The organism is Rhodococcus sp. p52 (assembly GCF_000763325.2).
Classification (GTDB): domain Bacteria; phylum Actinomycetota; class Actinomycetes; order Mycobacteriales; family Mycobacteriaceae; genus Rhodococcus; species Rhodococcus pyridinivorans.
In genome coordinates this window covers 628408-651544 of record NZ_CP016819.1, presented here as the reverse complement: position 1 = coordinate 651544, position 23137 = coordinate 628408, and the positions used below count along the sequence as shown (strand labels likewise).

The window sequence follows — 23137 nt, the reverse complement described above, 5'->3', positions numbered from 1 at the left end:
ACTTCGGTGGATCCGACCTCGCTCAGCGGGGCTGAATCCACTGAACTTGTGCCTGCGTACGTTCCCCGATCCAGGAGCGCATCGAGTCGACGCTCTCCTGCAGCGCCTCGGCAGTGAGGCCGTCGGAGGTCGGCACCGACGCCGCCACCGCGTCGAGCACCTCGAGTGCCAGACCGTTGCCGTAGATCTGTTCGGACAGCTCCTGATACACCCGGTGGTAGATCTCCGTGAAGGCGTCGGAGTCGAGGAAACGGGTCTTCAAGGTATTGCCGCCGCCTGGTCCGCGACTCTCACCTCCAGGCATTCCAGGTGGCATGGCCTGAGGCATCCCCTCCGGTGGCGCGGCGCCCGCCATGCCCTGCGGGCGACCGCCCGGTCCCATGCCGCCCATCATGGAGATGGAGTCGTCCGGGCCTGCGGAAGTATCACCCTGCATGGCCATGTTCAGATCCCACGAGACCACCGAGAGCTTCTTCGTGTCGAGGTCGTACCAGAGGTAGTAGTTCTGACCGGGTCCGGCCATGTCGTCGAAGTTGACGAGCAGGTTCTGTGTGGCGACGTACCGAGCGAAGGACTCGACGTCGACCCAGTCGGCGAGGTGCGCGTCGAACTCTGCGTCGTCGGCCGAGTCCATCCACTTCAGGAAGCTGATGATGGGTTGCAGCGTCCCGGAGTCGGCGGCATTGATCTCCTCGAACTGGTCGGCGTAGTCCGACTGGTCGTCGCCGACGTACTCGAACCGCGACGACGCATCGGCCTTGTAGAGATAGCCGGGGGAGTCGAACAGCGAGTTGGCGTACTGCTCATCGGGATGCTCGAGCACCAGTCGCGTCGCGGTGGCGCTGTCGTTGACCGAGTACATCGTGTACGCGTACCGCTGGGTCGGTTGATCGGTCTCGGCGGTGAGCGACAACGCCATCGCCTCGTTGATCACCGGCGAGCCGGGCCGCACCGACAGTTCTGTCATGCCCTGATACGCGCGACCGTCGACGTACTCGTCGAAACGGATCAGCAAGGGCAACGAGGTCGGATCCTCCGGATCCACCTGAACCGTGCCCTCCATCCCGGGCGGGCCTTGCGCCTGATCGAAACCCTCGCCCTGCAGGCCGCGCAGCGTCGAGTTGCCCTTCAGGCGCACACCCACGTCGTCGATGCGGGTGCCGTCGATGACCACATCGGCGACCACCCACTCCTTGTCGCCGTCCTTCTCGTATGCGGAGATCATGTCGTCGTACTCGGCGTCGCCGATCTCGAGCGACAACTCGTGTGTGGCGGAGGTGTCGAACAGATCGACTGTGCCGGAGACGTTCTCGGTGATCTCCGAGGAGATGATCGTCGGGTCGCCTGTGATGTAGGGCCGCACGCGTGTCGCTCCGAAGGCCGTGGCCACGATCGCGACGAACGCGATGAACGCCACCGGCAGTTTCCAGTGCCGCCGCAGCGAGGTCGGTATCCGGTGCCGCAGACGGCGCCGCGGGGTGGGTGCAGTCATCACAGGTCGGTCTGGTCGTATCCGGTCAGGACGCTCACCCGCTGGCCGGCATTGACGGCGCTCAGTGCCGCGATCAGGTCGTTCGAGCTCGTGCCCTTCTTCAGCTGCGCCGTGTAGTACAGCTCCACCAGAGCGCCGGCGCGGACGGATTCGGTGGACACCAACTCGTATTCACTGCAGTGCTTGATGAGAATGTCCTCGACGGTGCTGGTGTAGGCCGGCTCCGGCGGCACCTGCACCTTGACCACCTGACGCTGCACATCGAGCGTGAACCAGTTGAACTTGTTCATGATCAGCAGTACGAGGCAGATCGCGACGGTCGCCGCGATGGCGAGCACGTAGAAGCGGGTACCGGTGGTCATGCCGATGGCCATCACCAGGAAGATGAACCCGACATCGCGAGTTTCTTTGATGGCGTTGCGGAATCGCACCACCGAGAGCGCGCCGACGAGAGCGAACGCCCGGGCGATGTTCGATCCGACCACCAGCATGATGAGCGCGATGACCATGCCGACCAGCACCAGCGTCTGTACGTAGGACTGGCTGTAGGAGACGTTCTTGTGCGTGTAGCGGTAGACCCACGCAATGACGCTCGACAGCACGAACGACAACGCCAGCGACACCACGATGTCGAAGGTCGTGAACGTGCCACTGAGATCTTGGAAATCGAAGTTCATATCCGTCCTTGTTTCGGAGAAGGGAAGGTCAGCGAGCCGGAATCGGTTCGGTGGACAGAAGATCGGTGGGTACCCGCGCGTCGGAGCCGTCCGGCGACACCAGTTCCGGTGCACCGAAACGGGACCGGGGTGCGAGCCCGAACGCCTCGACCGACTGGCAGTACTTCGACACCCGGATCACCGACATGTCCAGCCGGGCCGTCAAATCGGTCGCCCAGTAGGGCACCCGCTCGTTGGCCTTGAGCTCTACGACGGCCAGCTTCGGCGGGATGATGAAGCGGTTCTCTGCGCCGGACGCGAAGTGGAAGTCGCGGTCGCGGCCGTGCACCTTGTGGTCGATCGTCACGCGCAGGCCGAGGTCGGCGTCGCGTCCGACGAACGCCTCGCGCAGATAGCCGGTGGTCACGATCGGTCGCAGATCCAGATTCCCCACGAGACCGGAGACCTCGTCGACGAACGGCCGCTGCGAGTCGTCGCACTCGATGTCCTCGCGTCCGTTCAGCCATCGCAGGGCGACGCCGTACGGGAGGGCAGTGCGACGCTTCTGCGTCACCCGGTTGACGCGCTGCTTGATCTCGACCTGCACGGGAGAGTCGTCGGTGCATGCGGCCGGGTCGCCGTACAGCCGCATGCGTACCTTGCGGCGGAACTTCAAGCCTTCGATCTTCTCCCAGTAGAACCGCAGATCCGGGGTGTCGTAGTACAGCGACGTCACCGGATAGCCCCCGTGTGGGGAGTACGGATCGGTGTCCATCCGGGCGGCGAGCTCGCGCCGTAGTTCGGGCACCTTCATCTCGTCGACGAAATACTTGATCTCGTACCGGTTGAACGCGTGCAGTCTGCTCGCGGTCTGTTGATAGCCGTTGTTCACCCCCACAGCACACACTCGTGATCTCGAGGTTCCGTGGAGTTCTCCTGGCAACTTCCTGACAATCGGAAAGCTCACAGGAACCCGCCAGGAAATCTCGAGCGCGGTGCCAGCCCTACCCGCGACAATCGAAGTCGTGACCGACCGGATTCCCGAAGCGCGCGTGCTCGTCGTCGACGACGAGCCGAGCATCGTCGAACTGCTGTCCGTGAGCCTGAAGTTCCAGGGCTTCGAGGTGGAGACCGCGAGCAACGGCGCCGAAGGACTGGACAAGGCGCGACGCTTCCGGCCCGACGCAGTGATCCTCGACGTGATGATGCCCGGGATGGACGGCATGGGCCTGCTGCGCCGCCTGCGCGCCGACGGCATCGACGCGCCCGTGCTGTTCCTGACCGCGAAAGACGCGGTGGAGGACAAGGTCGCGGGCCTGACGCTCGGCGCCGACGACTACGTCACCAAACCGTTCAGCCTCGAAGAGGTCATCGCCCGGCTGCGCACGATCCTGCGCCGCGCCGGCAAGGTGTCCGAGACCGAACGCAGCTCCCGCATCACCTTCGCCGACCTCGAACTCGACGAAGACACCCACGAGGTGTTCAAGGCCGGCAAGCCCGTGTCGCTGTCGCCGACCGAGTTCACGCTGCTGCGGTACTTCATGCTCAACGCCGGGACGGTGCTGAGCAAACCCCGCATCCTCGAGCACGTGTGGAACTACGACTTCGGCGGTGAAGTCGGGGTTGTCGAGTCGTACGTGTCGTATCTGCGACGCAAGGTGGACATCGGCGACGTCCCCCTCATCCACACCGTTCGCGGGGTGGGCTACGTGATGCGGGAACCCCGCACATGAACCGGCTGCGGGCGCTGCCACTCCGTTGGACGCTGGTGGCCGCCCTGGTGCTCCTGGCCGGCATCGGTCTGCTCGCGTCGGGTGTTGCCGTCACCTCGGCTCTGCAGAACTCTCTGCTGTCGCGCGTCGACCGGGACCTCGAGGAGGCCGCACGGACCTGGGCGCGACCCGACAAGCCGCCACCGACGCCACCGCTGGACGCCCCCCCCTCCCGGCGACCACCGAGCCCCTTCTACGTGCAGGTCGTCGACGCCGACGGACAAGTGCTGCTCGTCGTCAACGACGAGTCGACCGCACCGGATGTGCCTGAGGATCCGACCGGTAGGCCCGTCACCGTCGGATCCGTGGGCGACGACGGTCCGCACTGGCGGGGGATGAGCACCGAGAACACGTCGGGGGTCGTGACCACCGTCGGGATGAGCCTGGCCGAGGCCGACGAGACGGTGGACAGCCTCGTCCTGCTGCAGACGGTGATCGGTGCGGTCGTGCTGGTCGCACTGGCGGTGGGCGGCGGTGTCGTCGTGCGGATGAGCCTGCGTCCCCTCGACGAGGTCGAGCGCACCGCCGCCGCGATCGCTGAAGGCGACCTCAGCGAGCGGGTGCCCGAGGGCGATCCCCGAACCGAGATCGGGCGGTTGTCGGTGACCTTCAACGCCATGCTCGGCAGGATCGAATCAGCCTTCGCAGCAACCGCAGCATCCGAGGAGTCGGCGCGACGCTCGGAGGAGAAGATGCGTCGCTTCGTCGCCGATGCCAGCCACGAACTCCGAACTCCGCTCACCACCATCCGCGGTTTCGCCGAGTTGTACCGGCAGGGCGCGAGTACCGACGCCGTCATGCTCATGGACCGCATCGAACGCGAGGCCCGCCGCATGGGCCTGCTCGTCGAAGACCTGCTGATGCTTGCGCGACTCGACGAACAACGTCCGCTCGACCGTTCCCCGGTGGATCTGCTCGCGGTCGCCGCCGACGCGGTGCACAACGCGCGCGCCGTCGCACCCGAACGGACCATTACCCTCGACATCATCGACGGCCCAGGCACTCCCGAGGTTCTCGGCGACGACGCCCGTCTGCGTCAGGTGTTGAGCAATCTCGTCACAAACGCCCTGACTCACACCCCACCAGACGCCGATGTCACAGTGCGGGTGGGTACCTCGGACTCCGATGCGATCTTGGAAGTCGCCGACACCGGCCCCGGTCTCGATCCCGACGACCGCGAGCGCGTCTTCGAACGCTTCTACCGCGCCGACGCCTCCCGCACCCGCGCGTCGGGTGGGAGCGGTCTGGGTCTGTCCATCGTCGCCGCGCTGGTCGCGGCGCACGGCGGGAAAGTGGAGGTGGAGTCGGAACAGGGAGTCGGCTCGACCTTCCGTGTCCGCATCCCACGGCTACTCCCCGGCTGACGCGCTGAAACGGGGTTCGCCCCTGCAACACGCCGCGTGAACCTCGTTTCACCGCGTGACGAGAAGTCGCCGGGCGTTCGATAGAACTCCGTTTGTCCCGCTGGGCTGAAAAGCTGTGTCGCCGCACACATCGCGGTTCCTAGTCTCGGCTCATCCGAGGAAGGGAACCGGCAACAATGCAGTCGCTCGCCTGTCACACCTGCGGCGCTCGTGTGCTCGTCGCGAAGTACAGCCCAGCTCATACCAGCATTCAATGGTCCGACGAGGCCCGGCAGTCGTGCCGAGAGATCGCCACCGCTGGTCCGGGTGCCTATGTGATGCGCTGCGAGGCACTCGACCGCACGGTGGACGAGGCGGTGGCCGACGGCGTGATCCGGACCGGGAACCGGACCGATCCTGCGATCGCTCCTCTCGCTTCCACGGAGACGGTCGCCCCAGCCCGGTGACCGTCGTTCGCCTCGACCCTCGTCAGCCCCATCAGCTCTCGTCAGCGCAGGAGAAACCATGACCGACTCCCAGGAGCGGATCGAGATCCGCAACATCGATCCAGGTACCAACCCCACCCGCTTCGCGCGCGGATGGCACTGTATCGGCCTCGCCAAGGATTTCCGTGACGGAAAGCCGCACCAGGTCAAGGTGTTCGGCACCGATCTGGTGGTCTTCGCCGACACGGCAGGAAAGCTGCACGTGCTCGACGCCTTCTGCCGGCACATGGGTGGGAACCTCGCGCGCGGTGAGATCAAGGGCGACACCATCGCGTGCCCGTTCCACGACTGGCGCTGGAACGGACAGGGCCGTTGTGAGGCCGTACCGTACGCGCGTCGCACGCCGAAGCTCGGTCGCACCAAGGCGTGGACGACGATGGAACGCAACGGCGTTCTGTTCGTCTGGCACTGCCCGCAGGGTAGTGAGCCCACTCCCGAACTCGCGATCCCCGAGATCGAGGGTTACGAGGACGGGCAGTGGAGCGACTGGACGTGGACGACCATCCACGTCGAGGGTTCGCACTGCCGCGAGATCGTCGACAACGTCGTCGACATGGCGCACTTCTTCTACGTGCACTTCCAGATGCCCGAGTACTTCAAGAACGTCTTCGACGGGCACATCGCCGGCCAGCACATGCGCTCGTACGGTCGCGACGACATCAAGACCGGTGTGCAGATGGATCTGCCGGAGGCGCAGACCATCTCGGATGCCTTCTACTACGGTCCGTCCTTCATGCTGGACACGATCTACACGGTCTCCGAGGGCACGACCATCGAGTCGAAGCTGATCAACTGCCACTACCCGGTCACGAACAACTCGTTCGTGCTGCAGTTCGGCACGATCGTCAAGAAGATCGAGGGTATGTCCGAGGAGCAGGCCGCCGAGATGGCGAAGATGTTCACCGACGGTCTCGAGGAGCAGTTCGCCCAGGACATCGAGATCTGGAAGCACAAGTCCCGCATCGAGAATCCGCTCCTCACCGAGGGGGACGGCCCGGTCTACCAGCTGCGTCGCTGGTACAACCAGTTCTACGTCGACCTCGAGGACGTCACGCCCGAGATGACGCAGCGCTTCGAGTTCGAGGTGGACACCTCGCGTGCGCTCGAGTCGTGGCACAAGGAGGTCGAGGAGAACCTCGCCGGTTCGGCGGAGTGATCCGATGATCCGTCCCGCTGCGTGCGGCGGGACGGATCACGCTTCGCGGCGACGGAAACCGTCGACGAACACCGACACGATGGTGCGCGCGAGGGCGGCGAGAGTACGGTCCGGACCGGGCCGGTACCAGCGGGAGGCGTGCCAGACCGCGTCGTAGATCAGTTCCCGGAACGTCTCGGGATCGATGTCGGTACGGAAGACGCCTTCGGCGATGCCGTCGCGGATGGCTTCCCGCCACGCGACCTGCATGGCGTCGGCCGAGGAGACCATGTCGGCCTCGACGACGCGCTCACGCATGTACTCGCCTTCGCGTCGCCAGATGGAGGTTGCTCCGTGGTAGTCCTCGGAGGTCTCCAGTGCGATCTGTGTGAATGCCACGAGTCGCTCGACGGGCGGTAGCGACCGCGCCAGCACCTCGCGGCATCGTTCGTTGAGGTCGGTGATGTACTCGCGGATGAGCTCGGTGACGATCGCTTCCTTCGACGGGAAGTAGTGGTAGAGCGCTCCGGAATAGACACCGACCGCGTCCGCGATCTCGCGGATGGTGGTGGCGGTGACCCCCTTGCGGGCGAAGATCTCCGCCGACCGGTCGAGTATCTGCCGCTTTCGCTCCTGCGGGTCCACCGTCGTCCTCTCGTAAGGCCCGTACAGGCCTGCTTCGGACCGTATTCTGCCACACCCATTGATCAAACGATCAATGGGTTCATGTTCTTCACGTCTTCAGGAGTATGCATGGCCGTGTCCCGGATGGACCCGATCGTTCCCGCTACGCCGCTGGCAGGCGCCACAGCTCTCGTGACCGGCGCAGGTCAGGGTATCGGGAGGGGGATTGCGCTCGCGCTCGCCGCCGCCGGCGCCGCTGTTGCTGTCGTGGGTCGCACCGCGGAGACGATCGGTGCGACTGCCGTGGAGATCACCGACCGTGGTGGTCGCGCGGTGCCGTATGTGTGCGACGTGACCGATGGTGCGGCGGTCGAGGAGACGGTCGCCGCCGTGGTGCAGGAGTTCGGCGGACTGTCCATCCTGGTGAACAACGCGCAGTCGCCGGCGCCGGGAACGCTCCTCGAACTCGACGAGGACGTGTACCGCGGAGGTATGGAATCCGGGCCCACCGCGACCTGGCGGATGATGCGGGCCTGCCATCCGTACCTGCGTGGCGGTGGTTCGATCGTCAATCTCGGATCGGCGGCCGGGATCCGGTGGAACCCCTCGGGGACGGGCGGATACGCCGCTGCGAAGGAAGCGATCCGGGTTCTCACCCGCACCGCCGCCTGTGAGTGGGCGGCGGACGGGATCCGTGTCAATTCGATTCTGCCGCTCGCCGATTCGGTGGCCATGCAGGAGTGGGCGGAACGCGAACCGGACGAAGCGGCCGCGTACGCGAGTTCGATCCCGCTCGGCCGGCTCGGCGATCCCGAAACCGATATCGGGCCCGCTGTCGTCTTCCTGTGCAGCGAGGCCGCCCGCTACATCACGGGCCACTCGCTTCCGGTGGACGGAGGTCAGGCGCTGGTGCGCTGACCCACCGATCGGGTGAGGTGTGGCCGAGATTCGCTCGGGGACAGGGCACGCCACACCGCCCGCGCCGCGAGCCGGACCGGGGTGGCCAGGCCGACGGTGTCGACGATGTCGACGGGTCCTGTCACGGACAGTGCGCCCACGCACGTCTGCCCGTTTCCGATGGGCGCCGCCACGCACGCGACACCCGGCACCGATTCCTCACGCTCGTGCGCGACACGTCGCTCGCGGATACGTGCGATCTCGTTGCGGGAGAGCAAATTCTCAGCCCTCGGAGCAGTGGCGTACGTGCACCCGGTCGCAGGGTGGGCGGCGTGCAGCCGGGTGTGGGCCAGAAGGGCCTTTCCGAGTGCGGTGCGATGCGCCGGTTGCCGTCCGCCGATGCGCGAGGGGAGTGCGACCGGTCCGCGGCCGACCTTGTCGACGTAGCGCACATCGCCACCTTCGAGAACCGCCAGGTGTACGACGAGACCCGTCGCCGAGTGCAGGTCGTGCAGGACGGGATGGGCTGCTCGGTGCAGACGGTCGCGGTTCCGCGCCAACGCGCCCCATTCGAGGGGGGTGCGTCCGAGGGCGTAGGTCTTGCCGCGCTTGCTCACCCAGCCGTGCTCGACGAGCTGGGTGAGCAAGCGGTGAGTGGACGAGCGGGGCAGACCCGTGCGAGTCGAGAGCTCGGAGAGGGTGAGCCGATCGCCGGTGTGGAACTCGTCCAGCAGTCCGGCCACGCGGGCGATGAAGGCGTTGGAGAACTCGTCGTCGAGTGCCATGGGATCCTCGCAATGCATCGAGATCATCGACTGATCGATTGATCAGCGGATCGGTTGACAGGGTGTGATGTCACGCGGTCAAGGTCGTCTCCAGGTGGTCGGCGGCTCGACGCAACCGTCGGACCGCGTCCTCGCTGATCGCCTCCACCGGGCCGGCCAGCGACAGTGCGGCGATCTCGCCGTCGCCCGCGGCGAAGGCGGCGACGGCGTGCCGGAAGCACTCGCCTCCGTGTACGACACCGTCGACGAGTGAGTGCCCGTTGCTGCCCGTCAGGGCGGGGTGGGTTCCGTCGCGTCGCGCCAGCAGCGCCAGGCCGGCGACGGTGTCCTCGGCAAGGTGCCGCTGGCCCGCCCACGTGCTGTCGGTGGACTGCGCGCCGCTCACCTTCTCCAGGTAGACGACCTGGTCGTCGTCGAGAACGGTCAGGTGGACGACGAGGCCGGTCTCTCGGTGCAGGTCGTACATCGAGCGGAGGGCGGCGCTGTGGATCCGGTCGTGTGCCTGCGCGAGGGCGCCGAGCTCGACGATCTTCGGGCCGAGGTGATAGGTGGTGCCGCTGCGACGCATCCACCCGACCCGCACGAGTTGGAGAAGCATCCGATGAGCGGACGAACGGGGGAAGCCTGTCCGTCGGCACAGCTCGGTGAGGGTGAGGCCGTCCGTGTCGCGGAACGGTTCGAGCAGCAGGCCGAGGCGATCCATGACGGACGAGGGGGTGGGGAGGACTTCGGGCATGGTCTTCTCCGTGGCATGTTCGTTGATTGATCGACCGATCAATGAGTATCTACGACTGTAGCGCCACTCGGAGCTCCGCGGAAGAACGAATTTCAGGAACAACGAAAATGCACCGCGACCGGAAGTCGCGGTGCATTTCGTCGGACGGACCGTGGGGTGTCAGGCAGTGGGTGGCAGGAACGCCTTCAACGGCTCGGATCCCGACTGGTCGTGGCCCCAGTAGGCATCTGCCGTGATCTCCTCGGACGTGTAGTGACGCTCGTCGACGAGCATGCCCTCGGTGCCGAACTCGAGGTCCCAGCCTCCGGGTGCACGAACGTAGAACGAGATCATCTTGTCGTTGGTGTGCCGGCCGAGTGTCGACGAGATCGAGAAGTCGAGCTTGTTCACCCGATCGAGGGCCTGACCGACCGCGTCGAGGGTGTCGACCTCGGTCATCAAGTGCACCAGGCCGGGTTCCTCGTTCGGCGGAGCCGGGCACAGCGCGAGGCTGTGGTGCCGCTCGTTGATGCCGAGGAAGCGGACGCGCACGAGACCGTCCTCGTCGAGGCGGATCGAGCCGCGCGGCAGGAAACCGAGCACCTGCGTGTAGAACTCGTACGTCTCGGCGAAGTTCGCCGTCGGCAGCACGACGTGGCCCAGGCCGAGGCCGCCGGTCACCCAGTGTCCACCGAACCGCGTCACGACCGGGCTGTGGTCGAGCACCGGCCCGAAGAACACCTCGAGGCGGGTTCCGGCCGGATCTTCGAACGCGATGGCACCCTCGGCGTCGATGTAGGTCGCTTCCTTGTGCGAGAGCACCTCGACGGTGCGTCCCGACTTCTCTACGGCCTCACACACGCGCTGGAGCGCGAACTCGTCACGCACCTCCCAGCCCACGGCCAGTGCCTTGTCGGACTCGCCAGGCAGCACCTGGATGCGCGAGCGACGCTCGTCGATGCGGGCGTAGAAGCCGTCGGCCTCGGGCCCGGTTCCCTCGGCCATGCCGAGCCCGTCGAGCAGCAGGGCGCGCCAGCGCGGCACATCCTGCGTCTGGATTCGGAGGTAGCCGAGACCTCTCAGTTCAGTCATGTCGTCGTCCTCGAAAGTGGAAGGGAATCAGATCATTGCGCGGTAGGGGCCCTGCGGGTCGCCACCGAGCTGAGTGAGAGCTGCGGAGTGGTAGATCAGGCCGGGCACGTGGATGGCGTGCGTCAGGCCGACGTGTGCGTCGCGCCAGAAACGCTGCATCGGCGTCTTCAGGTGCACCGCGGCACCGCCGGCACGCGCGAAGATCTCGTCCATCGCCCGCACGGCCCGCCACGCGGCCGAGATCTGGGTGCGACGTCCGATGGCGCGCTCCTCGAAGCTGATCTCCTCACCGCGGTCCGTCTTGTCCCAGAAGCGGTCGACGGTCTCGAGCAGCGCGAGCCGCGACGCGGAGATCTCGGCGGCCGCCTCGCTGATCGCGAACAGGACGTACGGGTCCTCCTTGATCGGAATGCCCGAAACCTGGACGCGCTCCTTCTGCGCTGCGACGTAGCAGGCCAGTGCGCCCTCGGTCATGCCGATCAGCGACGCGGTGATGCCCAGCGGGAAGATGTACGAGAAGGGGAACTTGTACAGCGTCTCGTCGCGACCCGCGTGGCGCCAGCCATTGCCGCTGAGCACGATGTCGGCGTCGAGCGTGCGGTGCTCGGGGATGAAGGCGTCCTTGATGATCAGGTCCTTCGAACCCGTGCCGCGCAGGCCGATGACGTTCCAGCTGTCCTGGTCGATCTCGTAATCGGAGCGGGGGAGCACGACGTGCAGCACCTTGCCGGTACGGTTGCCGTCCTTGTCGCCGACGGCAGCACCGATCATGATCCAGCCGCAGTGGTCGGTGCCGGACGAGAACGACCAGCGGCCGTTGAGGATGTATCCGCCGTCGACGGGCACCGCGACACCCATCGGTGCGTACGGCGACGCCATCCACATGTCGTTGTCGTCGCCCCAGATCTCCTCCTGGGCCTTCGTGTCGAAGAAGGTGAGCTCCCACGGGTGCACGCCGACGATGCCGGCCACCCAGCCGGTCGCACCGTCGAGAGCACCGATGGACATGACGGTCTCGGCGAACTCGCGGGGGTGGGCTTCCGCGCCGCCGAACTCCTTCGGCTGCAACATGCGGATGATGCCGGAGTCGCGCAGGTGCTTCGCCGAGATGTCCGACAGTCGCATCTGCTCGTCGCCGACGATGCCTTCACTGCGGATCTCGTCCGCGTGCTGCATGATCCTGTCCAATACTTGGCCCATGACGGTGACTCTTCCTGGGAATCGGCTGCTGACGAGCCGGGACTACGTGGAGGGGTGCTCCGCGGTACGGAGCGACTTGCGCTGTGCAGGTGTGGCGTGTCGAACAGTCCCAGCTGTGATGTGAGCGCGCACCGGTGTTTCCGTTGAACGGAACATCCTGGGCAACTCGGAGGGGGCCCGCGCTCATGTTGACGCCATGAAACGAGGCGCGCCCCTGCAACACGCCGCGCCGGACCCGTTTCACCGCGCGAGGATGCCGGTTGTTCCGATCAACGGGATGTCGCAGGAGATTCCGTCCGGCGATCGGTAGACAAGCAGCTGACCGCCCGCTCCGGAAGGATCGCCATGACCGAGACCACGGACCGCCCGACCAGCGACCTGTCTGCGGCCGAACAGCTTCTCGCCATCCACGAGATCGAGCAGGTCTTCTCGGCCCGGCTGCGGGTGATGGACACCAAGCAGTGGGAGCTGTACCCCACCTTGCACACCGAGGACGTCGTGAGCGAGACGTGGGGCGGACTCCCCAGCGACAAACAACCCCGCACCGGCGAACAGCCCGGCCGTGTCGTCGGACGCGAGGCACTCACCCGCGCCATCAGCAACTTCCTCGACGGACCGGTGTCGATCACCTCGGCGCACCACGGCCACTGCCCCGAGATCGTCCTCGAATCCACCACCACCGCGCGAGGCATCTGGGCGATGGAGGACGAGCTGTGGTGGGACAACGACGGCGTCGAGGAGTCGCTGCACGGGTGGGGGCATTATCACGAGGAGTACCGCAAGGTCGACGGTGTCTGGTTGATCTCCTACCGCAAGCTCACCCGCCTGCGCGAGGTGCACACGCCGGGCTTCTTCAGTTTCCTGAAGGGCCTCTGAACGACGCCCGTCAGGGATGGATTCTTCGGCGACAGCGTTTTCGGCGTGAAGGACTCGCTCGTCAAGGAGTTCGCGCAGCAGGCGCCGGGTACGCCGACGCCGGACGGACGCGATCTGGGGGACCGCACTCCTGGGCGAAGGCCCGGTTCGACATCGTGCTCGCGCCCGAGGGCGTCTGACCCCCACAGGTTGACGCGGTGAAACGAGGTTCGCCCCTGCAACAGGCCGGGCGAACCCCGTTTCACCGCGTCAAGATGCGGTGTCTTCGGTTGGTGAGCCCACCTCCCGTACGAGTCGCATCATTTCTCCGCCAACTACGTGCGGACTCTTGATGTTTCGTGAACTCGCAGTAACAGTATTCGCTGCTGCGGCTCTGGCGGCCGGGTTCGTCGGCCTCTGAACCCTGGACGAGAGCGTTACGTAAAAGTGATTGTCGTCACTTTCGGTTTTTCGGGCGTGCGGGGCTACATGCAGGTAGACGCACTCGAAGCCCAAGAGGTTCAACCGAACACAGGACACAACCCCACGACCGTCTCGGACGATGGGTCTGGATTTCCCGGCTGATCTGCGACAAGACTTCAGTTCACACGTAACGCTCAGCTATTTCTTAGGGATAGTTCGGGTAACGCTCGCTCGAGTCCGGTTCCACCGCCGGGGCTGGACTCGTCGGGAAAGTTTTGTCTCGGGGAGGAGACACCACTTATGGGGAGGACTGCGGGATGACGACGGTCGATGATCGAGGGCTCGACCCGTCCGACGCTCCGCGGGGTGCACCGAAACGTGTCCCCGCGGACGCGTTGCCCGGCACCGGCGTCAATCGATGGAAGTGGCAGAACGCCTACGTCAAGCGGCTCTACGTCACGGACGCGCTCGTCGTGGTGCTGTCCGTGCTGTTGGCGCAGTGGGTGCGGTTCGGATCCGAGGAACTCTTGCTCGCCGGGGAGGGCGCAGAACTCGAGTACTCGTTGACCTCCGCGACCATCATCGTTGCGTGGTTGGGCGCACTGAGCCTCTTCCGCACGCGGTCGCGTCGAGTGATCGGCGCCGGCTACGACGAGTATCAGCGAGTCATTTCGGCGACGCTCGCCATGTTCGGCACCATCGCCATCATCGCGCTCATCACCAACGAGCAGATCGCGCGCGGCTTTCTTGCCATCGCTCTGCCGGTGGGCCTTGCCGGTTTGCTGTTGTCGCGCTGGGTGTGGCGGAAGGTGATCGCGCGCAAGCGTGCTCGGGGCGACTTCCAGACGTCGGTACTCGTTGTGGGCGGCGCGCGGGCGGTGCGGCATATGGCCCGCACCTTCTCCCGCAAGGACGGGGAGGGCTATCGCGTTGTCGGTGTCTGTGTGCCCCGTTATTCGGGTGCCGCCGGGGATGTGATCGAGGTCGACGGCCGGGAGATCACCATCTACGGTGACGAGCACTCGGTGGTCGAGGCGTTGAAGCTGTCGGGGGCGGACACGGTGGTGGTCACCGCCACCGAAACCCTGGGCAGCGACGGGTTGCACGATCTGGTCTGGCAGCTCGAGCCGCTCGACACCGACCTGGTCGTCGCCACCGGTGTGGTCGATGTGGCCGGTCCGCGGATCGAGATGCGCCCGGTCGCTGGTCTGCCGCTCATCCACGTCGAAAAGCCCAGCTATCACGGGGCCAAGCGCTCGGGGAAGCGGATCTTCGACCTGGCGTTCGCAAGCCTGGCATTGCTGGCGTTGGCTCCGGTGTTCGCGGTCGTCGCCCTGCTCATCAAGCTCGAGGATCGGGGTCCGATCTTCTACAAGGCCGAGCGCATCGGCATCGACGGCACGCCGTTCGGGATGATCAAGTTCCGGTCGATGGTCACCAACGCCGACACGATGGTCGACACCCTGTTGGCGCAGAACGAGGGTGCCGGTCCGCTGTTCAAGATGAAGGACGACCCCCCCGTCACTCGTATCGGCAAGATCATGCGCCGGTTCAGCATCGACGAACTCCCTCAGTTCCTCAACGTCATTCGCGGGGAGATGAGCGTAGTGGGTCCGCGTCCGCCGTTGCGGCGTGAGGTGGAGGCCTACGACGGTCGGGTCAAGCGCCGGTTGTTGGTGCGCCCAGGGGTGACCGGGCTGTGGCAGGTGTCGGGTCGGTCGGATCTGTCGTGGGATGAGTCGGTGCGACTGGATCTGTCGTATGTGGAGAATTGGTCGATGGTCTCCGATGTGCTGATCATCGGTAAGACCGTCAAGGCAGTGCTCGCCAGCGACGGCGCCTACTGAGCAAGCGCGAAGAGAATGGCCTCGGAGTTCGACTCCGGGGCCGTTCTCGTATGGGACTAGCCGAACCGCCATGAGTCCACGAATATGCCGATACCGTGGGCAAAACAGATCGGAGGTAGCCGCATGTGCACAGCCGCCAACTACACCGCCAAGGACCACTATTTCGGCCGGAATCTCGACCTCGAATACTCCTACCGGGAAGCGGTGACGGTCACGCCGCGGAACTTCCCGTTCGAGTTCCGTAAGGTGCCGCCACTGAAGACGCATCACGCCATGATCGGCATGGCGACGGTAGCCGATGGTTATCCGCTCTACTACGACGCGACCAGCGAGAAGGGCTTGAGCATGGCGGGGCTGAACTTCCCCGACAATGCCGACTACAAGCCCGTTTCGGAGGACGGGACGAATGTCGCGTCGTTCGAGTTCATTCCCTGGGTGCTCGGGCAGTTCGAGACCGTCGCGCAGGTGCGGGACGCGCTTGCGGACGTGCGCATCGTCGACATTGCGTTCAGTGAGGAGTTCCCGCCGTCCCCGCTGCACTGGATCATTTCCGACCGGGACGAGTCCATTACTGTCGAATCCGTCGCCGAGGGCTTGAAGGTCCACGACAACCCGATCCAGGTCCTCACGAACAATCCGACCTTCGACATCCAGTTGTTCAACATCAACAACTACATGAGTCTGTCGGTCGATCCACCCGAGCCGCGCTTCTCGAAGGAGATCCCCTTCGATACCTACAGTCGCGGCCTCGGTGCTGTGGGGTTGCCGGGAGACCTGTCGTCGATGTCGCGCTTCGTCAAGGCCGCCTTCACCAAGGTGAATTCGGTGTCGGGCGACTCGGAGTCCGAGGCGATCAGCCAGTTCTTCCACATCCTCGGTTCTGTGGAACAGCAGCGGGGATGTGTTCGGCTCGACGACAAGTACGAGATCACCATCTACTCGTCGTGCTGTAACACCCACAGGGGCATCTACTACTACCGCACCTACGAGAACAGTCAGATCACCGGTGTGGACATGCACAAAGAGGATCTCGACGGGAGCGAACTGGCGTCGTATCCGCTGGTGAAGAGCCAGCAGGTCCTCATGCAGAACTGACCGCAGCTCGATCGGAACGGCCTCGGGGTTTCGACTCCGGGGCCGTTCTCGATCTCCGACACCCAACCGTGATTTGACTTTCCGCTGTGATGACCCGCACAGTATGTACGCACAGCGTTCGTGATGTACGCAGTGCGTACAGTTCTGATTCCCTCGGAAGGAACCTCCGGTGTCACGACGCTCATTCGAATTCGGCCGACTCCGCACTGCGGCAGTAGTGGGGTCGGGTGTGCTTGCGCTCGTCCTCGCAGGCTGCAGCACCGGAGAATCCGCTGCTCAGGAGACTGTGCAGGAAACGGCGGAGTCGGACGGCTCTGCCTCGGACTCCGCCCACCCTGCGGCCGACGCCCCTGCCGAGGGCGAAATGCGCGTGACGCTGCTCGGCACGGGCAGCCCGGTGCCGAGCACCGAGCGTTACGGCATGTCCACGCTGGTCCAGGCCAACGGCCTGAACCTCGTCTTCGATGCGGGACGCGGAGCCACAGTCCGCCTGACGCAGGCCGGCGTTCCGGTCGGTCAGGTCGACGCCGTCTTCCTCACCCACTTCCATTCCGACCACATCAACGGTCTGTCCGACCTCTGGATGAGTAGCTACGTCCCGGCACTCGGTGGGCGCGAGGGCGCCTTCCAGCTCTACGGACCCGTCGGCGTCCGGAACATCGGCGACGGAATGCAGAGCACCTACCGCAACGACATCGACGCGCGCGTCGCGGACAAGGAAGTCGATCCCGCGACCACGCCGATCGAATCGCACGAGTTCGCAGAAGACGGCGTCGTCTTCGACCAGGACGGCGTCACCGTCACGATGTTCACCGTGGAGCACGATCCGGTCGGTGCGATCCAGCCGGCGGTCGGCTATCGCGTCGACTATGCGGGCAAGTCGGTGCTCATCAGCGGCGACACCGTTCCCACCGAGAACGTCCTGAAGTTCGGTGAAGGCGTCGACGTGCTGGTGCACGAGGTCGCCGACTTCGAGGATCCGTCGGCGCTCCCCAGCGTGTACGCGCATCACACGAACCCGCAGCAGGCAGGCGACATCTTCGAGCAGACCCAGCCGAAGATGGCGGTCTACAGCCACATCGTCAACGGCATCCCCGGCCGCGTCCCCGGCATCTCGGATGAGATGCTCGTCGAACGCACCCGCGAGAACTACGACGGCCCGCTGACCGTCGGCACCGACCTGATGACCTTCCTCATCACCGGCGACGAGGTGCAGGTCGACAGCTGATCGACAGCACGGACCGAACCCCGCCGGCGCCATCGGCGGGGGTTCGCCGTGCGGTATCCGGGGGCATCTGGTCCCTGTACCGCGTTTCCCGACGAGGAGGACCCGACATGGCGGCCAGCGTCTCCGACCGTTTCGATATCGACGCCACACCCGAGCAGGTGATGCGCGCCCTCGAGGATGTCGAGCGCATCCCCGAGTGGTCGTCGGCCCACAAGAGCGTCGAGGTGCTCACCCGGGACGACGACGGCCGGCCGCTCCGGATCCGCATGACCCTGTCGCTGCTCGGCTTCTCCGACACCCAGACCATCGAGCATTCGTGGACGGAGAGTTCGACGTCGTGGACGCTCGTCGAGAGTGGGATGCAGCGCAGCCAGGACGGGGAGTACGCCCTCGAACAGATTGCGCGCGGCACCCGGGTGCACGTCACCATGTCGCTCGAACCGAAGGTTCCGGTTCCCGGCTTCGTGCTGAAGCGCGGGCAGAAGCATGCGGTCGAAGCGGTCCGGAAGGGGCTGACCGAGTTCGTCCTGTCCAATTACGCCTGACTCGCCGTCGGCAGTTCCAGAGTGAACCGGGCTCCGCAGCCCGGTCCCTCACTGTGCGCGTGGATGCGACCATCGTGGGCTTCGACGAGTGCCCGCGCGATCGTCAGGCCGATGCCGCTGCCGCCGTGATTCCGGTCGCGGGCGGTGTCCGCGCGGTAGAACCGGTCGAAGAGGTGGTCGAGGTGATCGGGCGCGATGCCGGCGCCCGTGTCGGTCACGGTGATCTCCGTTCGGCCGCGGCCCAGGATGCGAGTGGCGACGGTGACGTTTCCTCCTGCCGGTGTGTGCCGTAGGGCGTTGTCCAGCAGGTTCGCCAGCCCCTGTCCGAGCCGGTCGGGATCGACCGTCACCGGCGCAGATTCGACGACCTCGGCCTGCAACGTCACGCCTTTGCCGTCGTACTGCTCGCGCACCGCGTCGACCGCCGTGGCGACGAGGGTGCTGGTGGTAGTGGGCACCCGATGGATGCGGGTGAGGTGCTCTTCCGCCCGGGAGACCGCGGTGATGTCCTGTGCCAGGCGGTTCAGCCGGTGGGTGGCGGCTCGCAGAATCTGCCGGGTGTCGTCGTCGAGAGTGCGGACGCCGTCCTCGAGTGCTTCCAGATAGGAATCGAGTGTGGCGATGGGTGTGCGCATTTCGTGCCCGAGGTCGGCGAGCATTCTGCGCCTTGCGATTTCGGTGGCTTCGAGGCGTCGTGCCAGCTCGTTGAAACTGGTTGCCAGTTCGTCGAATTCGTGGCCGAGGTCGGGGCTGGGGACGCGGGTGTCGTAGCGACCTCCGGCGATCTGTGCGGTGGAGGTGGTCACCGTGTCGAGCGAACGCTGGATCCGTCGCGCGATGTACCAACTGACCGCCGAGGCCAACAGCACTGCGATCGCGACCGCCAGACCCCACGCGAGGACGATGGCCCAGGTGAAGGCTTCTTCGACGTGGGCGGCCTGGCTCGAATCGTGATCGATCCCCGCTTGTCCGAGATGGTCGTGGAAGATCCCGGGAGCGAGAGCGGACGCGACGAGCCATGCGCTGACGGCACATCCGACGACGACGGCGACGAGCGCGAGGAACAGGCGGGTGCCGAAACTCGTCGTGCTGGGGGAGTGGGACGTCATCGTCCTGTTCCCATCCGGTAGCCGACGCCCCGCACGGTGCGCACGAAACGTCCCTGGTTCGCGTCGTCGCCGAGTTTGCGACGCAGATGCCCGATGTGCACATCCACGAGGTGGTCGTCACCGACCCAATTCTGCCCCCAGACGGCCGCGATGAGCTGAGCACGGGTGAACACGACTCCCGGGTCCTGCGCCAGGGCAGCGAGGACGTCGAACTCGGTGCGGGTGAGTGCGACCGGCGTGCCGCGCACGGCGACCTCCCGTCCGTCGACGTCGAGGGACAGCCCCCCGAACGTCCGGGTCTGCCGACTCGCGGACGCTACGACCCGCGCGGTGGTCCGGGGACGACGCAGCATCGCTTGGATGCGGGCCATGAGTTCGCGCGGGCTGAACGGCTTCGTCAGGTAGTCGTCTGCCCCGACGGACAGGCCGATCAGGGTGTCGACTTCCTCGGTGCGCGCGGTGAGCATCACGATGTACGCGTCGGAGAAGGTTCGCAGCTGCCGGCACACCTCGACACCGTCGAGTCCGGGTAGGCCGAGGTCGAGCACCAGGATGTCGGGGTCGACCTGCCGCGCGAGGGTCACGGCCTCGGATCCGTCGCCGGTGATCGTCACGTCGAAGCCGTCGCGTTCGAGATACGAACCCACGAGCTTCGCCAACGACCCCTCGTCCTCGACGACCATGGCTCGCATCCGGGCGGTCGAGCTCGGGACGGGTGCGGATCCGCCGGAAGGTCCCGTCACACGGGCAGAAGAAGGCATGGGACCCATCATCGTCACCCGCAGAGGTGCTGACGATGCGCCCACAGATCTTGAGCAAATCTTCATGCGATCTCCATCGGATCCCGGGAGCACACCCGCGAGGGTGGACATCATGAACAAGAAGACTCTGGCTGCCGGTGCGATCGCGCTGGCGGTGACGTTCGCAGCGTCGGCGTGCAGTGATTCCGGTGGCGACGAAGCAACCACGGCGACCGCCACTTCGGCCCCGACATCCGCCGAGGCGAACTCCGCGCGGTTCGACCAGGACGATGTGATGTTCTCGCGCATGATGATCCCGCACCATGCGCAGGCCGTCGAGATGAGCGACATGCTGCTGGCAAAGGACGGCATCCCGGAGCCGGTGAGGGCGCTGGCCGACCAGATCAAGGCAGAGCAACAACCCGAGATCGAGCAGTTCGAGGCATGGCTCGACGAGTGGGGCATGCCGCCCATGCACAGGGAGGACACTCCCCGGATGGACAGACTCGACATGCCCGGCATGCCGCACATGGACGACATGCCGCACATGGACGGGATGATGAGCGAACAGGACATGCAGGCACTGTCCGACGCGCAGGGCGTCGACGCGGCCCGCCTGTATCTGGAGCAGATGATCGTCCACCATGAGGGAGCGATCGAGATGGCGCAGGACGAGATCGAGGACGGGCAGTATCCCGAGACCGTCGAGCTGGCCCGCACCATCGCCGACACGCAGCAGAAGGAAATCGACACGATGCGTCAGTTGTTGACCACTCTGTAGCCGATCCGCGTCGTAGGTTCGTCCCGTCGGCCGAGTCAGGAGCTGTCGATGTCCCAGCAGGTGCACGAACACACGCACGAGCACGAGCACGCCGGTCACGATCGTCACGCGGGACACGGCGCCCACGGCGAGATGTTCCGGCGACGGTTCTGGGTCAGTCTGATCCTGTCGGTGCCGGTCGTGGTCTTCAGCCACATGGTCGCCGAGCTCTTCGGCTACCACCTCCCGGATGTTCCGGGTACCGAGTGGATCCCACCGGTGCTGGGCACCGTCATCTTCTTCTATGGCGGCGTGCCGTTCCTGACCGGAGGCTGGGCCGAACTGCGTTCCCGCCAACCGGGGATGATGCTGCTGATCGCGATGGCCATCACGGTGGCCTTCGTCGCGTCGTGGGCCACGACTCTCGAGGTCGGCGGTTTCGACCTGGACTTCTGGTGGGAATTGGCGCTGCTGATCGTCATCATGCTGCTCGGTCACTGGCTCGAGATGCGGGCGCTGGGTTCGGCGTCCGGTGCACTCGAAGCACTGGCCGCGATGTTGCCGGACACCGCAGAGAAGGTCACCGACGATGGTGTCGTCGAGGTGCCGTTGCACGAAGTGTCCCTCGACGATGTGGTGCTCGTGCGTGCCGGAGCGCGCGTGCCCGCCGACGGCACCGTCATCGACGGGACCGCCGAGGTCGACGAGTCGATGGTCACCGGTGAATCCAAGACCGTCACCCGCGACGTCGGCGACACGGTGGTCGCGGGCACCGTCGCCACCGACAGCGCGCTCCGGGTGCGGATCACGGCGGTGGGAGAGGACACCGCGTTGGCCGGCATCCAGCGCATGGTCGCCGATGCCCAGGCGTCCTCGTCCCGCGCGCAAGCGCTGGCGGATCGCGCCGCGGCCTTCCTCTTCTATTTCGCCGCAATCTCGGGTGCTCTCACCTTTGTCGTGTGGACGTTGCTCGGCAATCTCGACGAAGCCGTGGTGCGTACCGTGACCGTCCTGGTCATCGCCTGTCCCCATGCGCTGGGTCTGGCGATTCCGCTGGTGATCGCGATCTCGACCGAACGCGCGGCTCGCGCGGGTGTGCTCGTCAAGGATCGGCTGGCACTCGAACGCATGCGCACCGTCGACGCAGTGCTGTTCGACAAGACCGGCACCCTCACGCAGGGCAAGCATCAGGTCACCGGTGTCGTCGCGACGGCGGGAACCGACGAGGAACATCTGCTCGCCCTGGCAGCTGCGGTCGAAGCCGACAGTGAGCACCCGGTCGCGCGAGCCATCGTCGCCGCCGCCGATGCCCGCGTCCCGTCGGCCGAGCGGATGGCGGTGACGGACTTCCGCTCGTTGCCCGGCCGCGGCGTGCGCGGACTGGTCGACGGTGTGGAGGTGACGATCGGCGGACCGTCCATGCTGTCGTCCCTGCAACTATCGGTGCCCGACGACGTCGCCGCGGTCACTGACGGATGGGTGCGCCGTGGTGCATCGGTGCTGCACGTTGCCTCCGACGGTCGGGTGCTCGGCGCGGTGGCGCTCGAGGACACCGTGCGCGACGAATCGCGGCAGGCCGTCGACGCCCTGCATGCGCGGGGCGTGAAGGTCGCGATGATCACCGGTGATGCCCAGCAGGTGGCCGACGCCGTGGCCGCCGATCTCGGCATCGACGAAGTGTTCGCGGAAGTGCTCCCGGAACACAAGGACGCGAAGGTCGCCGAATTGCAGAAGCGCGGGCACACCGTCGCAATGGTCGGCGACGGGGTCAACGACGCGCCTGCCCTCGCGCGAGCCGACGTCGGTATCGCGATCGGAGCGGGCACGGACGTCGCGATCGAGTCGGCCGGTGTCGTCCTCGCCGCGAACGATCCGCGAGCAGTGCTGTCGATCATCAAGCTCTCGCACGCGAGTTACCGCAAGATGTGGCAGAACCTGCTGTGGGCAACCGGATACAACGTCGTCGCCGTTCCGTTGGCGGCCGGTGTGCTGGCCTTCGCCGGTATCGCGATCTCGCCGGCCGTGGCCGCGGTGCTCATGTCGGCGTCGACGATCGTCGTCGCGCTCAACGCGCAGACGCTCAGGCGCCTCGATCTCGACCCCGGGCACGCTACCGACGGACGAGTTTCCCGATAACTTCTCTTTTGTTGACGCGCGCGAGCGACACTTCTGTGAGACGATCTCAATCGCATAACGTATCGGAGTCGCTACGGAGGACGCGGCATCGATATACGGGGTTGTCGACGTCCGAGTGCAGGGAGGTGCTCGAGCGTCGAAGCGTCTCGGGGAGGAGACACACTATGAGGGTTCTTCCGTCA

Annotated in this window: 22 protein-coding genes and 1 pseudogene; 13 read left to right on the top strand and 10 right to left on the bottom strand. The window is 65.8% G+C overall.

Annotation, left to right across the window (positions count from 1 at the left end; all coding sequences use genetic code 11):
- Positions 1–22: 22 nt before the first annotated feature.
- From IM25_RS02820 to IM25_RS02810, 3 genes are read right to left on the bottom strand one after another with little or no spacing between them, the layout of a single operon-like run.
- Positions 23–1492, bottom strand: a complete 1470-nt coding sequence (locus IM25_RS02820) for a CotH kinase family protein (RefSeq protein ID WP_084294951.1) — start codon at positions 1490–1492, stop codon at positions 23–25.
- On the bottom strand, positions 1492–2169 hold the full coding sequence (locus IM25_RS02815; RefSeq protein WP_006553093.1) for a DUF4956 domain-containing protein: 678 nt from the start codon (positions 2167–2169) through the stop codon (positions 1492–1494). The genes IM25_RS02820 and IM25_RS02815 overlap by 1 nt, the downstream gene beginning before the upstream one ends.
- Positions 2170–2197: 28 nt before the next feature.
- Positions 2198–3040: a polyphosphate polymerase domain-containing protein gene (locus IM25_RS02810; protein ID WP_019290963.1), complete on the bottom strand. Its 843-nt coding sequence runs from the start codon at positions 3038–3040 to the stop codon at positions 2198–2200.
- A gap of 133 nt (positions 3041–3173) precedes the next feature.
- Between IM25_RS02810 and IM25_RS02805 the strand changes: the two genes are divergently transcribed.
- From IM25_RS02805 to IM25_RS02790, 4 genes are all read left to right on the top strand, one after another.
- Positions 3174–3881, top strand: a complete 708-nt coding sequence (locus IM25_RS02805; protein ID WP_024101966.1) for a response regulator transcription factor — start codon at positions 3174–3176, stop codon at positions 3879–3881.
- On the top strand, positions 3878–5284 hold the full coding sequence (locus tag IM25_RS02800) for a sensor histidine kinase (RefSeq protein WP_065995727.1): 1407 nt from the start codon (positions 3878–3880) through the stop codon (positions 5282–5284). The genes IM25_RS02805 and IM25_RS02800 overlap by 4 nt, the downstream gene beginning before the upstream one ends.
- Before the next feature lie 176 nt (positions 5285–5460).
- The gene (locus IM25_RS02795; RefSeq protein ID WP_033096270.1) at positions 5461–5730 is read left to right on the top strand and encodes a hypothetical protein; all 270 of its coding nucleotides are present in this window, start codon (positions 5461–5463) and stop codon (positions 5728–5730) included.
- 58 nt (positions 5731–5788) lie between these two features.
- Entirely contained in the window at positions 5789–6925 is a 1137-nt protein-coding gene (locus IM25_RS02790) for a Rieske 2Fe-2S domain-containing protein (protein ID WP_033096269.1), read from the top strand.
- A 36-nt stretch (positions 6926–6961) separates the two neighbouring features.
- On the opposite strand, the gene IM25_RS02785 is transcribed toward IM25_RS02790, so the two are convergent.
- Positions 6962–7549 carry a TetR/AcrR family transcriptional regulator gene (locus IM25_RS02785; RefSeq protein WP_019290968.1) on the bottom strand — a complete coding sequence of 196 codons (588 nt, stop codon included), beginning with the start codon at positions 7547–7549 and terminating at the stop codon, positions 6962–6964.
- 108 nt (positions 7550–7657) lie between these two features.
- Between IM25_RS02785 and IM25_RS02780 the strand changes: the two genes are divergently transcribed.
- Positions 7658–8446 (top strand): SDR family NAD(P)-dependent oxidoreductase, encoded by a 789-nt coding sequence (locus tag IM25_RS02780; protein WP_006553087.1) that lies wholly within the window; start codon positions 7658–7660, stop codon positions 8444–8446.
- On the opposite strand, the gene IM25_RS02775 is transcribed toward IM25_RS02780, so the two are convergent.
- The 4 genes from IM25_RS02775 to IM25_RS02760 form a co-directional block, all read right to left on the bottom strand.
- The gene (locus IM25_RS02775) at positions 8428–9210 is read right to left on the bottom strand and encodes an IclR family transcriptional regulator (protein WP_033096387.1); all 783 of its coding nucleotides are present in this window, start codon (positions 9208–9210) and stop codon (positions 8428–8430) included. The two genes, IM25_RS02780 and IM25_RS02775, sit on opposite strands and share 19 nt — an antisense overlap.
- Positions 9211–9280: 70 nt before the next feature.
- Positions 9281–9946 carry an IclR family transcriptional regulator gene (locus IM25_RS02770; protein WP_033096268.1) on the bottom strand — a complete coding sequence of 222 codons (666 nt, stop codon included), beginning with the start codon at positions 9944–9946 and terminating at the stop codon, positions 9281–9283.
- 159 nt (positions 9947–10105) lie between these two features.
- Complete coding sequence (gene bphC / locus IM25_RS02765; RefSeq protein WP_033096267.1) at positions 10106–11017, bottom strand: biphenyl-2,3-diol 1,2-dioxygenase; 912 nt, start codon at positions 11015–11017, stop codon at positions 10106–10108.
- A 27-nt stretch (positions 11018–11044) separates the two neighbouring features.
- Complete coding sequence (locus tag IM25_RS02760) at positions 11045–12217, bottom strand: acyl-CoA dehydrogenase family protein (RefSeq protein ID WP_033096266.1); 1173 nt, start codon at positions 12215–12217, stop codon at positions 11045–11047.
- Positions 12218–12562: 345 nt separating this feature from the next.
- On the opposite strand from IM25_RS02760, the gene IM25_RS02755 reads away from it, so the two are divergent.
- The 6 genes and pseudogenes from IM25_RS02755 to IM25_RS02735 all read left to right on the top strand — a co-directional run bounded on the left by IM25_RS02755 (position 12563) and on the right by IM25_RS02735 (position 18210).
- Entirely contained in the window at positions 12563–13093 is a 531-nt protein-coding gene (locus IM25_RS02755) for a nuclear transport factor 2 family protein (protein WP_033096265.1), read from the top strand.
- A 27-nt stretch (positions 13094–13120) separates the two neighbouring features.
- Positions 13121–13272, top strand: a pseudogene (locus IM25_RS26635) (hydroxyquinol 1,2-dioxygenase); the annotation flags it as partial.
- A gap of 540 nt (positions 13273–13812) precedes the next feature.
- Complete coding sequence (locus IM25_RS02750; protein ID WP_065995726.1) at positions 13813–15342, top strand: sugar transferase; 1530 nt, start codon at positions 13813–13815, stop codon at positions 15340–15342.
- A 123-nt stretch (positions 15343–15465) separates the two neighbouring features.
- Positions 15466–16437, top strand: a complete 972-nt coding sequence (gene bsh, locus IM25_RS02745; RefSeq protein ID WP_033096263.1) for a choloylglycine hydrolase — start codon at positions 15466–15468, stop codon at positions 16435–16437.
- A 169-nt stretch (positions 16438–16606) separates the two neighbouring features.
- The gene (locus IM25_RS02740; RefSeq protein WP_232333382.1) at positions 16607–17665 is read left to right on the top strand and encodes an MBL fold metallo-hydrolase; all 1059 of its coding nucleotides are present in this window, start codon (positions 16607–16609) and stop codon (positions 17663–17665) included.
- Between the two features lie 107 nt (positions 17666–17772).
- Positions 17773–18210 (top strand): SRPBCC family protein, encoded by a 438-nt coding sequence (locus IM25_RS02735; protein WP_033096261.1) that lies wholly within the window; start codon positions 17773–17775, stop codon positions 18208–18210.
- On the opposite strand, the gene IM25_RS02730 is transcribed toward IM25_RS02735, so the two are convergent.
- Both IM25_RS02730 and IM25_RS02725 read right to left on the bottom strand, forming a co-directional pair.
- Positions 18201–19319 carry a sensor histidine kinase gene (locus IM25_RS02730; protein ID WP_065995725.1) on the bottom strand — a complete coding sequence of 373 codons (1119 nt, stop codon included), beginning with the start codon at positions 19317–19319 and terminating at the stop codon, positions 18201–18203. The genes IM25_RS02735 and IM25_RS02730 overlap by 10 nt on opposite strands.
- Positions 19316–20002 carry a response regulator transcription factor gene (locus IM25_RS02725; protein ID WP_033096259.1) on the bottom strand — a complete coding sequence of 229 codons (687 nt, stop codon included), beginning with the start codon at positions 20000–20002 and terminating at the stop codon, positions 19316–19318. Before IM25_RS02725 ends, IM25_RS02730 begins: the two co-directional genes overlap by 4 nt.
- Positions 20003–20192: 190 nt before the next feature.
- Here IM25_RS02725 and IM25_RS02720 point away from each other — a divergent pair, with 190 nt between their 5' ends.
- Both IM25_RS02720 and IM25_RS02715 read left to right on the top strand, forming a co-directional pair.
- Positions 20193–20840 (top strand): DUF305 domain-containing protein, encoded by a 648-nt coding sequence (locus tag IM25_RS02720; RefSeq protein WP_084295065.1) that lies wholly within the window; start codon positions 20193–20195, stop codon positions 20838–20840.
- 48 nt (positions 20841–20888) lie between these two features.
- The gene (locus IM25_RS02715; RefSeq protein ID WP_052039936.1) at positions 20889–22955 is read left to right on the top strand and encodes a heavy metal translocating P-type ATPase; all 2067 of its coding nucleotides are present in this window, start codon (positions 20889–20891) and stop codon (positions 22953–22955) included.
- The last annotated feature ends 182 nt before the right edge of the window (positions 22956–23137 follow it).

Bases quoted from the DNA above. Each gene is read 5' to 3' on its own strand.
- IM25_RS02820 (WP_084294951.1), bottom strand. From the start codon at position 1,492: ATGACTGCACCCACCCCGCGGCGCCGTCTGCGGCACCGGATACCGACC.
- IM25_RS02815 (WP_006553093.1), bottom strand. From the start codon at position 2,169: ATGAACTTCGATTTCCAAGATCTCAGTGGCACGTTCACGACCTTCGAC.
- IM25_RS02800 (WP_065995727.1), top strand. From the start codon at position 3,878: ATGAACCGGCTGCGGGCGCTGCCACTCCGTTGGACGCTGGTGGCCGCC.
- IM25_RS02795 (WP_033096270.1), top strand. From the start codon at position 5,461: ATGCAGTCGCTCGCCTGTCACACCTGCGGCGCTCGTGTGCTCGTCGCG.
- IM25_RS02790 (WP_033096269.1), top strand. From the start codon at position 5,789: ATGACCGACTCCCAGGAGCGGATCGAGATCCGCAACATCGATCCAGGT.
- IM25_RS02780 (WP_006553087.1), top strand. From the start codon at position 7,658: ATGGCCGTGTCCCGGATGGACCCGATCGTTCCCGCTACGCCGCTGGCA.
- IM25_RS02775 (WP_033096387.1), bottom strand. From the start codon at position 9,210: ATGGCACTCGACGACGAGTTCTCCAACGCCTTCATCGCCCGCGTGGCC.
- IM25_RS02770 (WP_033096268.1), bottom strand. From the start codon at position 9,946: ATGCCCGAAGTCCTCCCCACCCCCTCGTCCGTCATGGATCGCCTCGGC.
- bphC (WP_033096267.1), bottom strand. From the start codon at position 11,017: ATGACTGAACTGAGAGGTCTCGGCTACCTCCGAATCCAGACGCAGGAT.
- IM25_RS02760 (WP_033096266.1), bottom strand. From the start codon at position 12,217: ATGGGCCAAGTATTGGACAGGATCATGCAGCACGCGGACGAGATCCGC.
- IM25_RS02755 (WP_033096265.1), top strand. From the start codon at position 12,563: ATGACCGAGACCACGGACCGCCCGACCAGCGACCTGTCTGCGGCCGAA.
- IM25_RS02750 (WP_065995726.1), top strand. From the start codon at position 13,813: ATGACGACGGTCGATGATCGAGGGCTCGACCCGTCCGACGCTCCGCGG.
- bsh (WP_033096263.1), top strand. From the start codon at position 15,466: ATGTGCACAGCCGCCAACTACACCGCCAAGGACCACTATTTCGGCCGG.
- IM25_RS02735 (WP_033096261.1), top strand. From the start codon at position 17,773: ATGGCGGCCAGCGTCTCCGACCGTTTCGATATCGACGCCACACCCGAG.
- IM25_RS02730 (WP_065995725.1), bottom strand. From the start codon at position 19,319: ATGACGTCCCACTCCCCCAGCACGACGAGTTTCGGCACCCGCCTGTTC.
- IM25_RS02725 (WP_033096259.1), bottom strand. From the start codon at position 20,002: ATGGTCGTCGAGGACGAGGGGTCGTTGGCGAAGCTCGTGGGTTCGTAT.
- IM25_RS02720 (WP_084295065.1), top strand. From the start codon at position 20,193: ATGAACAAGAAGACTCTGGCTGCCGGTGCGATCGCGCTGGCGGTGACG.
- IM25_RS02715 (WP_052039936.1), top strand. From the start codon at position 20,889: ATGTCCCAGCAGGTGCACGAACACACGCACGAGCACGAGCACGCCGGT.